Here is a 15,095-nt window from a genome sequence, read left to right as displayed (position 1 = left end):
CTCTCCTTGTTGAAATAGGGCCCCCGACCGGGGCTCTTGTTGATTATTTTCCGTAAACCAGTTCCGGCAGCCACAAAGCGATTTGCGGGAACAGCATCACAAGCGTCAGCGCCACCACCATCACCGCTACGAAGGGGATGATGGAGACATAAATATCCTTCAGCCCGATCTCGGGCGGCGCCATGGCGCGCATCAGGAAGAGGTTGTAGCCAAAAGGCGGCGTCATATAGGCGATTTGGGTGGTGATCGTGTAAAGCACCCCGTACCAGATCAGATCAAAGCCAAGCGCCCCCACCAGCGGCACATAAAGCGGCGCGACGATTACCAGCATGGCGGTGTCATCTAGGAAAGTGCCCATCACGATGAAGCTGAGCTGCATCAGGATGAGGATCATCCAAGGCGACAGACCCAGTTGCGTGGTGAACAGATCCTCGATGGCTTTTACGGCGCCGAGACCATCAAAGATCGCCCCAAAGCCAAGCGCAGCGAGGATGATCCACATGAACATGCAGGAAATCCCAAGGGTGGAGCGCACCGAGGTCTCAAACACTTCCTTGTTCATGCGTCCCTTGAGGACCGCAGCGATAAAGGCTGTCATCGCACCGATGGCCGAGCTTTCCACCAGAGAGGTCCAGCCGTTGACGAAGGGGATCATCATCGCGGCAAAGATCGCCAGCGGCAGCACGCCGGAAAACAAGAGCCGATATTTCTCTTTCAGGAACAGGTCCGTGTAGAACAGCGGGATCTTGCGGGTGACAAAGGACAGCGCCGCAGCGCCAAGGGCGAGGCCGATGGCGGATTTCGGCGCCACGATGCCCAGTTTCACCACCAGCGGGATCACCACAAGGGCCGCCAGAACGATGTGATTTAGGCGCAGCGGATGGTCGCTGACGCGGTCGTATTCGGCCAGATCCTCGGGCGTCATGGCGGGGCCAAGGTTCGGCTGCATCCGCGCGCGAATGTAGATGTAGACGATGAACATGGTCGCCATCAAAAGGCCGGGGATCACACCGGCGAGCCAGAGCTGCCCAACCGGCTGGCGCGCGATCATCGCGTAAAGCACCAGCACCACCGAAGGTGGCACCAGAATGCCCAGACTGGATCCCGCCTGAATGGTGCCCGTCACCAGTATCTTGTCATAGCCGCGCCGCAAAAGCTCAGGCAGGGCGATGGTGGCGCCAATGGCCATGCCCGCGACCGACAGACCGTTCATGGCCGAAACCAGCACCATCAAGCCGATTGTGCCGATGGCAAGCCCGCCTTTCACCGGTCCCATCCAGACGTGGAACATGCGGTAGAGATCGTCAGCAATCTTGGATTCCGACAGAACGTAGCCCATGAAGATGAACATCGGCAGGGTCAGCAGCGGATACCATTTCATCAGCTTCATCGCGGCCGAAAACGGAATCTCCACCCCGCCGGTGCCCCACAGAAGCAGGCCCGCAACCGCACCGACGAATCCGATGGCGCCAAAGACGCGCTGGCCGGTCATCAGCATCAGCATCATGCCGGCAAACATCACGAGAGCGATCATTTCATAGGGCATCAGAGGTCCACTCCGCGCAGGCGTCCGATATCCCGGAACAATTCGGCAAGGCATTGCAGCAGCATCAATAGGACACCGAAGCAGAGGATGAATTTGACGGGCCACAGGAAGGGCCGCCAAGCGGTGGAGCTGCGCTCTAGATATCCGATTTTCTCAGCGGCGGCGGTTGGCCCCTCGGTGATCAGCGTCCAGACCAGATCCCCGAAAAAGGAGAAAGGCTCCATCCCGAAATAGCCAAGGCTATAGGCGGTGGAGCTGACAGCGCCGTAAAAGAGGATGCCGAGATAAACCATCAGGAACAGCACTGTGAATCCATCGACCCAGGCCTTGGTCCGGGCGGACCAGCCACCATAGAAGAGATCCATTCGCACGTTCGATCCCATCTGGATCGAGTATGGCCCGCCGAGGATGTAATAGGCGACCATCACGAATTGCGCGGTCTCCAGCGTCCAGAGCGAAGGGGTGAAAAAGGTCTTTGACACCGAAGACCACAAAAGCACGCCGATCAGGGCGAAGATCAGGTACATGGCAAAGCGGCCGATGAACCGGTTCATCGCATCAATGCCCCGCACATATGCGTGAATGAAACTAGGCATCTGCCTGCCTTTCGCTCTGAAGTGCAGCTAGCGCCGGACGCAGCAGGGTGAGCAACTCCTCGGCCATGGCGGCCTCGTCCCTGGTATTGTGCAAGAGGTCGTTGCGCACTTCGATCATCACGTTCGCAAGACCATTTTCCAGCCCATGCAGACGTAGGGAGTGCGTGACCCCATCCTCGGGCCCATAGGGTTCGTTGCGCGCGATCTGTCGATCGGGCAGGCGGTGTGCTTCGGCCAGCATGGCATCTGCCAGACGGCTGTCACTGTCGTGCAAGATGCCGATTTCAACGGCGCGATGGGTGCCGAAATAGACAGGGGTAAAGCTGTGCACGGTCACCAGAACGGTTTCGCGCCCTGCTGCCTTGCGCGCTGCCAGAACAGCACTTACGGCGTTGCAGAAGGGCTTGTAGACAGTGCGAACCCGCTCTTCGCGTGCCTGCGCTGTGAGGCCGACATTGCCGGGAACCTCGATCACTTCGGATTTGACCGGCATGGCCGAGCGTGCCTCGGGGGGGCGGTTGCAGTCGTAGACCAGCCGCGACACCGTACTTGCCACCATGGGTGCATCCAGAGCCTTGGCAAGCGCCAAGGACACTGCCCGCGCGCCCGGGTCCCAGGCTGCGTGGCTGGTCCGGTCCGCTTCGGCAAGACCTAGCCCGTTGTAACGGTCTGGAATGTCGTAACTGGCGTGCTCGCACAGGATCAGCACATCCCCCGCACCATCGGCGTTGAAGATCTCCACGGCTTCTTTTTGAGCGTTGGACTCGCCCGATGACATGCAGCACTCCCCAGATTTGGAAAAATGTTTTCATGCATTGGTATTTCTGTCAATATCCTTCCAGTCAAGTTTTTCCTGCGATCCCTCTCGAGACCATGTAGGGTGCCGCGGCTGCCTGTTTTTTGACCGACGACCAGATGTGGAGGTGATCGCCTGTGTCCAAACCCGCCCCCAGCGTGCGCGAGTTGATCCGCGAACAATATTCCACTCTGACACAGTCCGAGCGCAAATTCGCGAACTCCCTGCTTGAGAACTATCCGGCGGCTGGGCTGGCCTCGATCACCATCGTCGCGGCCAACGCGGACGTCTCGACCCCGACCGTGGCGCGCATGGTGCAGAAGCTGGGTTTCAAGGGTTATCCGCAGTTTCACCAGGCCTTGCTGAAAGAGCTTGAGGCGCAGGTCTCCGGACCTACGCAGCGGCGCGCCAACTGGGCCGCCGAGGCGCCCGAAGGGCATCTTTTGAACAGATTTGCACAGGCCGTGACCGACAACCTTGGCCAGACCTTTTCCAATCTTGACTACGAACAATTCGACCTTGCCGTACGCCAGCTTTCCGATACCGAGGGCAGGCTTTACGTGGTTGGCGGGCGAATCACGCGGGCGCTGGCAGACTATGCCTTTACCCACTTCCAGGCGATCCGGCAGCATGTGACGCATATGACATCCTCATCTGCCACCTGGCCGCATTACGTGCTGGATATGGAGGCGGGCGATACGCTGTTGATGTTCGATGTGCGGCGCTATGAGACTAACCTGCAACGTCTGGCAGAGCTTGCCGCCGAGCGGGGCGTCAAGATCATCCTGATCACAGATCAATGGGCCAGTCCCATCACCTCGGTCGCGCAGCATACGTTCAACTGCTGGGTGGAAATTCCCTCGGCTTGGGATTCGAACATCTCCACGATGATGCTCTTGGAGGCGATGATTGCCGCCACCCAGGAGGAGGGCTGGGATGAGACCCGCGAACGTTACGAGCGGCTGGATGAGCTGTTCGACATGACCCGGCTGTTCCGCAAGTTTACCTGAGAGACGACCTCTGGTGGACAAAGAGCCACCATTGCACCACATTACCGGCGAGATCAGATTTCACATCGAGGCCACAGCTTTATGACCCCTTTTGCCAAGACCCTTGCCGCCCTGAGTGTTGCCATGCTGGCCGCAGCGCCCGTCGTCGGCAAGCCGCTGAGCCGTATCCTGTCGCAATCGGGCTTTACCCCGGTGGATCTGGAAATGATGATCCAGGCAGAGGCTGTGCTCTACGGTGTGGCGCAGCCCCGAAAAGGCACCTCCGAGGCATGGAGCAACCCTGACTCTGCCGCCTATGGGAAGGTCACGGTTGTCGATCAGCAGGGCAATTGCATCGTTCTGCAGCATAAAGCCCACCCCAAGGGGGCGGAACAAGCCAGCTTGATCAATCGCAAGTTTTGTAAGGACGTGAACGGGGCTTGGCGCCTGTCCATCTAAGGCTGTCAGCGATAAGTGCGATCCTCGATCGGGGTGGCTTCGATAGCGTCGAGCAGCCCGCCGATCAGCAGCTCTTCGGCGCGGTTCTTGGCCGCGTGGCGGTTCCACACTACGTGCACGTCGAGCGCGGGCAGATCGTCATAGGGGGGCACCTGCCACAATAGACCATCCCGCACATCACGTGCCGCCACATGGACGGGCAGGGGGCCGATCCCGATCCCGGCCACGATCATACGGTGCACTTCCTCAAGGTGGCTGGAAAGACCTGTCACCTTGTCGCCAAGTTCCGCCTGCGCCCGCATGACAGTCACGGGTTTCAGCACATCATGCAGCCGGTCGGTTTCAAAACTGACCGAACTTTGACCCGCAAGGTCGGCAACGGTCAGATCCTTGCGTCCGAACAATGGATGGCGCGGCCCGCAGAACAGCCCAAAGAATTCGCGGTAGAGACGGCGATACTCAAGCTTGGGGTTGTGGTCCCGCACGAGGCAAAGCGCGAATGAGGCGCGTTTGGCGGCCACCTCCGCAATGGCATCGGCGCTGGAGCGCACATCAATCGACAGCGTCGCCTTGGGGTGATTGCTGTGAAACTCGGCCAGAACTTCGTCAAACAGCGGGCAAACCACATGGCTGGCGACCGCGATCTTGATATGTCCCTGCACCTCATCCGTGAGTTCCCGCATCAGGGTCGAAAGACGCAGAATTGACCCGTTGATATCAAGCGCTTCGCGGTACAACAGCCGCCCCGCATCAGTCAGTTGGTAGTGGCCTGGTGAGCGGTTGATCAGCTTGCGCCCGATGCGGTCCTCCAGCTTTTTCAGCGCCGCGGAAACCGAGGGCTGTTTCAGCCGCAGCTGCTGCGCCGCTTCTGTGATGGAATGGCTTTCTGCAAGCACCACGAAGGTGCGCAAGAGATTCCAGTCCAGCTCGCGGGCGATGCGGTCGGGGGCGAAACGGGCCTCATTGGTCATAGATCTCATCTATATTCACAATTTTGATTATCTATTTGATCTATACTGGGCAGGTTTTGCATGGTCTCGTCAAGCCCGGGTATCACGGGCATCAACAGGGAAAGACCATGTCCGTCGAAAAACGAGAGGCGCGTCAGCCTTGGATTCTGCTGTCCCCAGCCTTGACTGCAGTGACGTTGCTGTTGTTCGTTCCGCTGCTGTTCATTCTGGTCTACAGCTTCTGGCTGCGCACCGCCACCGGCGCCGATGTGGCGGGGTTTCACCTTGATAACTGGGAAGAGGCGCTCACTGATCCCTTTTACCGGGACATCCTGATCAGCACCCTGCGTATTGCAGCGATCACCACAGTGGCCTGCGCGCTGATGGGCTATCCGTCAGCCTATTTCATCGCCCGTTCGCAAGGCAACAAGGCGGTGCTGCTTCTCTTGCTGATGCTGCCCTTCTGGATCAGCTACATCATCCGCACGATGAGCTGGATCAACATCCTTGGCGTCTCGGGCGCGCTCAACTCGGCGCTGATGGCGATGGGCATCATCAATGAGCCGATCCAGATGCTTTATAACGAGGTCACGGTGATCCTGGGCCTGGTGCATTTCCTCCTGCCCTTCATGATCCTGAATATCTTTGTCAGCCTTGATGGCATCGACACCAATCTTGAAAACGCCGCCAATTCTCTGGGCGCGACCAAGTGGCAAGCGTTCCTGCAGGTGACGCTGCCGCTGTCGCTGCCCGGCCTGGCAGCGGGTGGCCTGTTGTGTTTCGTCCTTGGTGCCGGAACTTACATCACCCCGCTGGTTCTGGGCGGGCCGCGCGATGCGATGTTCGCCAACCTCGTCTTTGAGGCCATCATCACCCAGCTGAACTGGCCCCTTGGCTCGGCCCTGTCGCTGATGCTGCTCGCGGTGCTCGGCGCGCTGGTGATGATCTATAACCGCTACCTGGGCATGGCCCAGCTGATGAAGGGGCTGGGCTGATGGAAACTCGTTTCAACATGGGCTGGGCCCTGATCCGTGGCTGGGCCGTTCTCGTCTATATCTTCATGTTCCTGCCGGTGGCCGTCGTCGTGCTCTTGAGCTTCAACGCCAGCCAGTTCGGCAACTTCCCGATGACCGGCTTTTCCTTCCGCTGGTTCGTCGAACTGGCCGGCAATGAGGCGATCCTGCGCGCCTTTCGCACCTCGATCATTCTGGGGCTGCTGACCGCGCTGATTTCGACCACGCTGGGGGTTCTGGCAAGCCTTGCGCTGGTGCGCTACCGGGTGCCGGGGGCCAATGCGATCTCGACTCTGCTGATCGCGCCCATTCTGGTGCCCGAGGTGGTGCTGGCCGTCGCGCTCCTCTTGTTCTTGAATTTCCTCGGAGTGAACAAGAGCTTTGGCCTTTTGCTGGCGGGGCATGTGATCTTTACGCTGCCCTTTGTCATTCTAGTGGTGCAGGCGCGGCTTGTGTCGATCAAGCGCGACGTCGAAGAAGCCGCGATGAGCCTTGGCGCCTCCCCGGTGCAGACCTTTTTCCAGATCACCCTGCCCCTGATGATGCCGGCGGTTCTGGCAGGCGCGCTTTTCGCCTTCACCATCAGCTTTGATGACATCACCGGCACACTGTTCTGGAAACCCGGCGGCGTTGAAACCGTGCCAACGCAGATCTTTGCCATGCTGAGAAACTCGATCAGCCCGGAAATCAACGCGCTGGGCACAGTGATGATCGTAATGACCGTTGGCCTTCCGCTCCTCGGTTTGGCCATCGCCCGGGCCATGGCCCGCAAAAGCGGCACTTAGAACCGCACCCAACTTCATAAAAAGACAGACCAACACGGAGACTGAAATGACCAAGAAAATGGATAATACAACCCGTTATGAGCGCGCCCGCGAGCGCTATATGAACGGCGATCTGGATCGCCGCAGCTTTCTGGGACTGATCGGCGCGGCGGGCCTCGCCTATGGCGTCTCCACGCCTTTCGCCAAATACGCCCATGCGGCGACCACCGATCAGGTGCGGTTTGACGGCTGGGGCGGCGTTGTCAGTGAAGCCTTCCGTAAGCACGCCTTTGACCCCTATACCGCCAAGACCGGCATCAAGGTGGTCGATGGCACCTTTGGCGGCGGCGACGAGTACCTGTCGCGCGTCAAGGCGAGCCAGCCAGGCGAATACAACATTGCACACCTTTCCGGCGTCTTCGACTATGCCCGCTATCACGCGCTGGGTCTCAGCTCCGAGCTGAACGAGGCGAATATCCCCAACCTCGAATACGTGATCCCGAAACTGGTCGATGTGTTCCGTGGTGTCTCGGGCGGCAAGCTGTCCTGCGTGCCTTATGACTATGGCACAACCGGTCTGGCCTATAACCGCAAGTACATCTCGGATGACGAGATGAAGGAAAAAGGCGCCAAGATCCTGATCGACGAGGCCCACAAGGGCAAGATTGCCGGTTGGAGCGACTGGCGCACCCGCATGTGGTACGCGGCCCTGCAGACCGGCCAGAACCCGAACGAGATCTCGGACGAGGATGCGGCCTGGGATGCGGTGCGCACCCACCGGGATCTGAGCCTTAAATACTGGGGTTCGGGCGCCGAGCTGATGAGCCTTCTGGCAGAAGAAGAGATCTACGTGACCGAAGCCTGGTCGGGCCGCATCTTCGCGCTGCAAGAGCAGGGCCACGACATCGGCTACATGGATCCGCCCAACGGCTTTGGCTGGCAGGAATGCCTGTTCGTCATGAAAGGCTCGCCCATGGAGGCTTGCGAGGAGCTTCTGAACTTCATGCTGGCGCCGGAAACCTCTATCGCGGTTGCCGAAGGTCAGAACTACCCGACCGCTCTGGACCCGACCAAGGTGGATCTGGGCGACAAGATCCCGACCCTGCCGGCCTTTGATCCCACCGGCACCCTGTCGGGCCTGACCTTTGCTGATCCGGACTTCTGGAACGGTCACGAGGCCGCCTGGTCCAAGACCTTTGGCCGCGTCCAGAAGGGCTACTGATCCCTCCCGCCCTCTCCCCACTCGGGGAGGGGGCACCCATGAACTTCCATCCGGAGAGCGCCCCCGTGAGTTCCGTTACCCTGAACAATATCGTCAAACGCTTTGGCACCTTCACGGCTGTGCACAAGGCCAACCTTGAGATCCCCGAGGGCGCCTTTGTCACGCTTCTGGGGCCATCCGGCTGTGGCAAGACCACCAACCTGCGCATGATCGCGGGTCTCTTGGACCCGAGCGAGGGCGAAATCCTGATCGGCGGCAAACGCGTCAACGACGTGCCGATCCACAAGCGCAACCTCGGCATCGTGTTCCAGAACTATGCGCTGTTCCCGCATAAAACCGTGGCCGAAAACATCGCCTTTGGCCTCAAGTACCGCAATGTCCCGAAATCCGACGTGGCCCGCCGCGTACAAGAGGCGCTGGAGCTGGTGCAGCTGCCGGACGTGGGGCACCGCTATCCCAAGGAATTGTCGGGCGGCCAGCAGCAGCGCATCGCCCTGGCCCGCGCCATCGTGATCGAACCGGAGGTTCTTTTGCTCGACGAACCCCTGTCGGCGCTGGATGCCAACCTGCGCGAAGACATGCGGGTCGAGTTGAAGCGCATCCAGTCCAAGATCGGTGTGACCACCGTTTTTGTGACCCATGACCAGTCCGAGGCGCTCGCCATGTCGGATAAGATCGTGGTGATGAGCGCTGGCCGCATCGAGCAGGTCGGCACCCCCGAAGAGGTCTATAACACTCCGGCCAGCGAATTCGTGGCGAACTTCCTGGGGGCTTCGAACATCCTTGCCGGTGGCTGCGTCACCAAGGACGCGGAAGCGGCCATGTTGGATGTGCCGCTATTCGGCAGCGTTTCGGTGCCCGCGGGCAAGGCGCCTGCCGTCACTGCGGGGGACGCCGCCAAACTGGTGCTGCGGGCTGAAAAGCTGGTTTTGATGGCGCCGGGCAGCGACACCGCTGGCATGGTCACCGCCGAAGCCGTGGTCGAAACTGTCGATTATCAGGGCCAGACGGTGCGATATTTCCTGCGCGTGGGCGACACGCAATTGCAGGCGATCAACATGATCGATGGCCGCCCCTTTGCCGAAGGGCAGAGTGTAACCGCCGCCTTCCGCCCGCAGGACTGCGCGGCACTGGCGGGCGCCTGAATCTAACCAGACAAGACAAGTTCGCGATCGGGATCACAGCATGAGCAATCTCTTTTATCAGGGCCGCGGCCGCAAACCGGTGCTGGAACAGGCGCGCGGCGTCTACATGTGGGACAAGGATGGCAAGCGCTATCTGGACGGCTCCTCTGGCGCGATGGTCTGCAATATCGGCCATTCGAACGAGACTGTGCTGGCGGCGATGCAGCGGCAGATGGAGAAATCCACATTCGGCTACCGGCTGCATTTTGAAACCGAAGCCTCAGAGCAGCTGGCGGCGCGTCTGGCCGGCTTAATGCCCGAGGGGCTCAGTAAGGTGTTCTTCGTCTCCGGTGGATCGGAAGCAGTGGAAAGCGGTATGAAGATGGCCCGGCAATATGCGCTGGCCACCGGGCAGGAGAGCCGCTGGAAAGTGATATCCCGCAGCCCCTCCTATCACGGTTGCACGCTGGGCGCGCTGGCAGTCACCGGCTATACCACTTTGTCAGCGCCCTTTGCACCGATGATGCAGGACATGCCAAAGGTGCCCGCTCCGCGCGCCTATCTCGACGGGCTTGATCCAAATGATCCCGCCACCGGGGAGCATTATGCTAACTTGCTGGAGGCGAAGATACTCGCCGAAGGGCCTGAAAGCGTCCTCGCCTTCATCCTGGAGCCCGTTGGTGGCGCATCCACCGGGGCGCTGGTCCCGCCTGTGGGATATATGGAGCGGATCCGCGAGATCTGTGACCAATATGGAGTCCTCTTGATCATGGACGAGGTGATGACCGGTGCCGGGCGCACGGGCACCTTCCTTGGCTGTGAACACTGGGGCACACGCCCCGATATCGTGGTGATGTCCAAGGGGATCGGCTCTGGCTACGTGCCGCTGGGGGCGATGATCGCCGATGAACGGCTGGTCGATCCGGTGCTGGATGCGGGCGGTTTTGCCCATGGCTTCACCTATGCCGGGAACCCTCTGGCCTGCGCGGCGGGGCTGGCCGTGGTGGAAGAGATCGAGGCGCAGGGTCTATGCCAAAACGCGGCAGAGATGGGCGACAAGCTGATCGCACGCCTACACGGTCTGATGCAGAAGCATGAGATCCTTGGCGACGTGCGCGGCAAGGGGTTGTTGACCGCCTTTGAGTTCATGTCGGATCGCACCACAAAGGCGCCTTTGCCCAAGGCGATGAACGCCTATCAACGCTTTGTGGACATCGCTTATGACAAGGGGCTGATCGTCTACTCGCGCCGCACCCGCGACGGGGTGGAAGGGGACCATATCCTTGTCTGCCCACCCTTGATCGTGAGTGACACCCATCTGGATGAGATCATCGAAGGGCTTGATGCCTCGCTTGTTCAACTCACCGACGAAATACACCCCGCACTGAAAGCCGGTTAAGACATGTCCAAGATCCTGATCACCTGCGCCATCACCGGCTCGATCCATACGCCGTCGATGTCGCCCTATCTGCCGGTGACGGCGGATGAGATCACCGAGCATGCGCTGGGCGCCGCCGAAGCGGGGGCGGCGATCCTGCATCTGCATGCGCGTGATCCCGAAACCGGCCAGCCTTCGGCCAGCAGTGACCACTTCAAGGCTTTTCTGCCGCGCATCAAGCAGGCGAGCGATGCGGTGCTGAACATCTCGACCGGGGGCAGCGCGGTGATGACGCTGGAGGATCGTCTGGCAGCGCCCAAGATGGCCGAGCCGGAAATGTGCAGCCTCAATATGGGCACGATGAACTTCGCGCTCTATCCCGCGGCGGAGCGGATCACCGAGTGGAAGCACGACTGGGAAAAGCCGTTTCTGGAAAACTCTGACGATCTGGTCTTCAAGAACACCCCGCGCGACATGGCGCAGATCCTGACCGAGCTCGGACAGCAGCGCGGCGCGCGGTTTGAGTTCGAATGCTATGATGTCAGCCACCTTTACATGCTGAAGCATTTTGTGGATCGGGGGCTGGTACGGGCGCCCTTGTTCATCCAGTTCGTCTTTGGTGTCCTGGGCGGAATTGGACCAGACCCGGAGAACCTCACCCATATGAAACTGATCGCTGACAAGCTGTTTGGCGACAGCTACATGTTCTCGGTGCTGGCGGCAGGGCGTCACCAGATGCCATTGATCACAATGGGCGCGGCCATGGGCGGGCATGTGCGCGTGGGGCTGGAGGACAGCCTGATGATCTCGCGCGGGCAACTGGCCAAGACCAACGCCGAACAGGTGAGCAAGATCCGCCGTATCGTCGAGGACCTGGGCCGCGAGGTCGCCAGCCCGGATGAGGCGCGCCTGATGCTGGATCTGAAAGGCGCGGACCGGACGGCGATCTGATGGAGGTCCGGTTTCGCAATGCCACCGCCGAAGATGTGCCTGCGCTGCAAAAGGCGTTGGAGCATCTTTCGGCAGACCTTGGCGATACGCACCATGGCACCGAAGCGGATCTTTTGCGTGCGGGCTTTGGGGATGATCCAATCTTTGGTGCCATCCTGGCCGAAGACGGGCCGCCTTCGGCGGCGCGCATGGTCGGGGTGAGCGTTTTCACGCCGCTGTTTTCCACCATGCGCGGAGCAGCGGGGGTCTATGTGTCTGACCTATGGGTGAGCGAGGACATGCGCGGGCAAAAGCTGGGCCAGCGCCTGCTGACGGCTGTGCTCGAAGAAGGTCGGCGCCGGTGGCAGGCGAAGTTCCTCAAGCTCAACGTCTATGACATCAGCGAGGATTCGCGCAGGTTCTACGAGCGGCTGGGCTTTGCCCCGGTCATCACTGAGACGGAAATGAAATTGGATGAGGCCGGATGCGCGGCCCTGAGAGGAGAGCGATGAAAGCCATATTCGACGAGCGTCAGTGGAACCACGACCCCAAGCATTTCATGGCCAATGGCGCCATTCTGCCCAACCCAGAACAGCCGAAACGGATCGAGGTCCTGCATGCGGGTGCGGTTGCGGCAGGTTGTAGCTTTGAGGCGCCCAAAGATGCAGGCCTTGGCCCCATAGCAGCGCTGCATTCGGCGGAATACCTTACCTTTCTTGAGACCATCTACACCCGCTGGCAGCGCATCCCCGGCGCGGGCGAAGAGGTGATCCCCAACATCCATCCCGCGCGCCGCACCGATGGCTATCCGAAATCCGCGGTGGGGCAGGCGGGGTTTCATCAGGCAGACACGGCTTGCCCCATTGCAGAAGGCACATGGGAGGCCGCCTATTGGTCGGCCCAATCTGCCGTGACCGGCGCGGACCTGATCCGGGACGGGGAGCGCGCGGCCTATGTCCTGTCGCGCCCGCCGGGGCACCATGCATTCGGCGATCTGGCGGGGGGCTTTTGCTTCCTCAACAACTCCGGCATCGCGGCCGAACGTCTGCGTGCCGCCGGTCTGCGCCCGGCGATCCTCGATGTGGATGTGCATCACGGCAACGGCACCCAGGGCATCTTCTATGACCGCGACGATGTGCTGACCGTCTCGATCCATGCCGACCCGGCGCGGTTCTATCCCTTCTTCTGGGGGCACGCGCAGGAGCGCGGCGAGGGGCGCGGCCTCGGCTATAATCTGAACCTGCCTCTGCAGCGTGGCACCGGGGACGACGACTACCTCAAGACGCTGGACACCGCCCTGCAGCGCGTCAAGAGCTTTGGCACCGATGTGCTGGTTGTTGCGCTGGGCCTTGATGCCTCGATCGACGATCCCTTCGAAGGGCTGGCCGTCACCAAAGAGGGCTTCGCTCGCATTGGCGCGGCCATCGCGGCGACGGGCCTGCCGGTCCTCTTCGTGCAGGAGGGTGGCTATCTCTCCGATTCCCTGGGTGAAAACTTGACCCGAACCCTGACGGGGTTTCAGGAGGGCGCGTGAAGAGCTTTGATGTCATCGTGATTGGCGGCGGCATAGCCGGAATCTCTGCCGCTGCGGAACTCGCGCGCGACATGTCGGTGCTGGTGCTCGAGGCGGAGCCGCAGATTGGCTATCACGCCACGGGACGCTCGGCTGCGATCTTCATTCGCAACTACGGCAACGAAACCCTGCGGGCGCTGAATGCCGCCTCGGCCCCGGTGCTGGAGGCGCCCGAGGGGATCTCGGACCGCTCGCTTCTGTCCCCGCGCGGCGAAATGCTGGTGGCAGATGAGAGCGAACTGGCCGCCCTGGAAGACTACGCCAAGGGCGCCACCGGGCTGGAACGACTGACGGCTCAGCAGGCGGTGGAATTGGTCCCGATCCTGCGCCCCGAACGTATCATGGGGGCCGTGATTGAATGGGACGCGCAGGATATCGACGTTGATCGAATGCTGTCAGGCTATGCCACAGCGCTGAAGCGCCAAGGGGGGCAGGTCAAGACTGCGGCACGCGTGGGGAACCTGACCCGTCGCTCAGGCGTTTGGGAGGTAACGGTGGGCGAAGCGCTCTATTCGGCACCCATTGTGATCAACGCGGCCGGAGCTTGGGCGTCTGGCCTCGCAAAGATGGCAGGTGCCACAGCGATTGAGGTCTGTCCCTTGCGCCGCTCTGCCGCGATTCTGCCTGCACCAGACGGGCAGGACCCATCACGCTGGCCCCTTTTCGCTTCGGCCTCCGAAGCCTGGTACGCCAAGCCCGAAGCGGGCAAACTGATGGTGTCCCCCGCCGACGAAGACCCGGTGGATCCGCATGACGCCTGGGCCGACGATATGGTTCTGGCCGAGGGGCTGCATCGCTACGAGCAGGCGGTCACGGTCCCAGTGACACGGGTCGAGGCTTCATGGGCCGGCCTGCGCAGTTTCGCCCCTGATCGCACTCCGGTTGTGGGCTTTGACACGCGTGCCGACGGCTTTTTCTGGCTGGCAGGGCAGGGCGGCTACGGAGTGCAAACAGCCCCCGCGCTTGCGGCCATGACTGCGGCATTGTGCAAGGGCGCTCAGCCCGCTATCGGTGAAGCCATAACATCTGCCGTCAGTCCGCAGCGTTTTGAGCGCTGACTGGCCGCAGGCTCAGATCACTTTCACAGACAGGGATATAAAACCATGAGTGAGATCACCCGCAAACACACCGGCCCCCGTATGAGCCAGATCGTCACCCACGGTGACACCATCTATCTTGCCGGTCAGGTGGGCACCGCAGGTGCAAGCGTTGCCCAGCAGACCAAAGATTGCCTTGAAAAGATCGATGCGCTTCTGGCTGAGGTCGGCAGTGACAAGACCCGGATCCTCCAGACGGTGATCTGGCTTGCGGACATGAAAGACTTTGCCGAGATGAACGAGGTCTGGGATGCATGGGTGCCCGAGGGCCACACGCCTGCCCGCGCCTGCGGAGAGGCAAAGCTTGCCACACCTGAGTACCTGGTGGAGTTCATCGTCACGGCGGCCAAAGCCTGACCGACTGCGTCATGCTGTTTGGTGAAAGTTCAAAGCCCGGCGGAGTCGTTGGGCTTTGTTCGTTTGTGGGGCCCTTCAGAAAGGGGCCTATCATCTGACAAAGCTGGTTCAGAAGGCGGAAATCGAGAGTGTTCCTGCAGCGCGAATTGTGACTCGCGGGGATTCTTCCGAGTCGTGTCGTTGAACGGTCCGATTCCTGCAGTCCACGGCAGTATGTTTCCCATCTTATTCGAGTGAAATATCGTTAAGTTATTGATTGTATTTGGTAATTAAAGATTTTCTATTTTCACTGATTTTTGGG

At 60.6% G+C, this 15,095-nt stretch carries 16 protein-coding genes; 12 read left to right on the top strand and 4 right to left on the bottom strand.

The genetic code is table 11. The annotated features are described in order from the left end of the window. Positions 1 to 43 precede the first annotated feature (43 nt). From INS80_RS06380 to INS80_RS06370, 3 genes are read right to left on the bottom strand one after another with little or no spacing between them, the layout of a single operon-like run. On the bottom strand, positions 44 to 1,546 hold the full coding sequence (locus INS80_RS06380; protein ID WP_192964831.1) for a TRAP transporter large permease: 1,503 nt from the start codon (positions 1,544 to 1,546) through the stop codon (positions 44 to 46). Beyond that, positions 1,546 to 2,142, bottom strand: coding sequence for a TRAP transporter small permease subunit (locus tag INS80_RS06375; protein ID WP_192964830.1), 597 nt, complete (start codon positions 2,140 to 2,142; stop codon positions 1,546 to 1,548). Before INS80_RS06375 ends, INS80_RS06380 begins: the two co-directional genes overlap by 1 nt. Then, positions 2,135 to 2,920 (bottom strand): N-formylglutamate amidohydrolase, encoded by a 786-nt coding sequence (locus INS80_RS06370; protein ID WP_192964829.1) that lies wholly within the window; start codon positions 2,918 to 2,920, stop codon positions 2,135 to 2,137. The genes INS80_RS06375 and INS80_RS06370 overlap by 8 nt, the downstream gene beginning before the upstream one ends. 155 nt (positions 2,921 to 3,075) lie before the next feature. Here INS80_RS06370 and INS80_RS06365 point away from each other — a divergent pair, with 155 nt between their 5' ends. Further along, entirely contained in the window at positions 3,076 to 3,948 is an 873-nt protein-coding gene (locus tag INS80_RS06365; protein ID WP_192964828.1) for a MurR/RpiR family transcriptional regulator, read from the top strand. An 81-nt stretch (positions 3,949 to 4,029) separates the two neighbouring features. Beyond that, positions 4,030 to 4,386 carry a hypothetical protein gene (locus tag INS80_RS06360; RefSeq protein WP_192964827.1) on the top strand — a complete coding sequence of 119 codons (357 nt, stop codon included), beginning with the start codon at positions 4,030 to 4,032 and terminating at the stop codon, positions 4,384 to 4,386. A 5-nt stretch (positions 4,387 to 4,391) separates the two neighbouring features. Here INS80_RS06360 and INS80_RS06355 read toward each other — a convergent pair whose 3' ends face one another. Beyond that, positions 4,392 to 5,366 (bottom strand): LysR family transcriptional regulator, encoded by a 975-nt coding sequence (locus INS80_RS06355; RefSeq protein ID WP_226892576.1) that lies wholly within the window; start codon positions 5,364 to 5,366, stop codon positions 4,392 to 4,394. Positions 5,367 to 5,464: 98 nt separating this feature from the next. On the opposite strand from INS80_RS06355, the gene INS80_RS06350 reads away from it, so the two are divergent. From INS80_RS06350 to INS80_RS06305, 10 genes are all read left to right on the top strand, one after another. After that, positions 5,465 to 6,331, top strand: a complete 867-nt coding sequence (locus INS80_RS06350; RefSeq protein ID WP_192964826.1) for an ABC transporter permease — start codon at positions 5,465 to 5,467, stop codon at positions 6,329 to 6,331. A 17-nt stretch (positions 6,332 to 6,348) separates the two neighbouring features. Further along, positions 6,349 to 7,134 carry an ABC transporter permease gene (locus INS80_RS06345; protein ID WP_192967210.1) on the top strand — a complete coding sequence of 262 codons (786 nt, stop codon included), beginning with the start codon at positions 6,349 to 6,351 and terminating at the stop codon, positions 7,132 to 7,134. A gap of 58 nt (positions 7,135 to 7,192) precedes the next feature. After that, positions 7,193 to 8,335, top strand: a complete 1,143-nt coding sequence (locus tag INS80_RS06340; protein ID WP_192967209.1) for an ABC transporter substrate-binding protein — start codon at positions 7,193 to 7,195, stop codon at positions 8,333 to 8,335. A gap of 65 nt (positions 8,336 to 8,400) precedes the next feature. Beyond that, positions 8,401 to 9,480: an ABC transporter ATP-binding protein gene (locus tag INS80_RS06335; RefSeq protein ID WP_192964825.1), complete on the top strand. Its 1,080-nt coding sequence runs from the start codon at positions 8,401 to 8,403 to the stop codon at positions 9,478 to 9,480. Positions 9,481 to 9,520: 40 nt separating this feature from the next. Then, a complete protein-coding gene (locus INS80_RS06330) occupies positions 9,521 to 10,858 on the top strand; it encodes an aminotransferase family protein (protein ID WP_192964824.1) in 1,338 nt (445 codons plus the stop codon). Between the two features lie 3 nt (positions 10,859 to 10,861). Further along, complete coding sequence (kce, locus tag INS80_RS06325; RefSeq protein ID WP_192964823.1) at positions 10,862 to 11,788, top strand: 3,5-dioxohexanoate:acetyl-CoA acetone transferase; 927 nt, start codon at positions 10,862 to 10,864, stop codon at positions 11,786 to 11,788. Then, positions 11,788 to 12,279 carry a GNAT family N-acetyltransferase gene (locus tag INS80_RS06320; RefSeq protein WP_192964822.1) on the top strand — a complete coding sequence of 164 codons (492 nt, stop codon included), beginning with the start codon at positions 11,788 to 11,790 and terminating at the stop codon, positions 12,277 to 12,279. The genes kce and INS80_RS06320 overlap by 1 nt, the downstream gene beginning before the upstream one ends. Further along, positions 12,276 to 13,301 (top strand): histone deacetylase family protein, encoded by a 1,026-nt coding sequence (locus INS80_RS06315; protein WP_192964821.1) that lies wholly within the window; start codon positions 12,276 to 12,278, stop codon positions 13,299 to 13,301. Before INS80_RS06320 ends, INS80_RS06315 begins: the two co-directional genes overlap by 4 nt. Further along, a complete protein-coding gene (locus tag INS80_RS06310) occupies positions 13,298 to 14,398 on the top strand; it encodes an NAD(P)/FAD-dependent oxidoreductase (RefSeq protein WP_192964820.1) in 1,101 nt (366 codons plus the stop codon). Before INS80_RS06315 ends, INS80_RS06310 begins: the two co-directional genes overlap by 4 nt. A gap of 45 nt (positions 14,399 to 14,443) precedes the next feature. Continuing rightward, positions 14,444 to 14,794 (top strand): RidA family protein, encoded by a 351-nt coding sequence (locus INS80_RS06305; protein ID WP_192964819.1) that lies wholly within the window; start codon positions 14,444 to 14,446, stop codon positions 14,792 to 14,794. Positions 14,795 to 15,095 lie beyond the last annotated feature (301 nt).

This window comes from Phycobacter azelaicus (assembly GCF_014884385.1).
In the GTDB taxonomy this organism is placed as follows: domain Bacteria; phylum Pseudomonadota; class Alphaproteobacteria; order Rhodobacterales; family Rhodobacteraceae; genus Phycobacter; species Phycobacter azelaicus.
The sequence above is the reverse complement of the archived record's forward strand: the minus strand, read 5'-3'. Positions and strand labels throughout refer to the sequence as shown.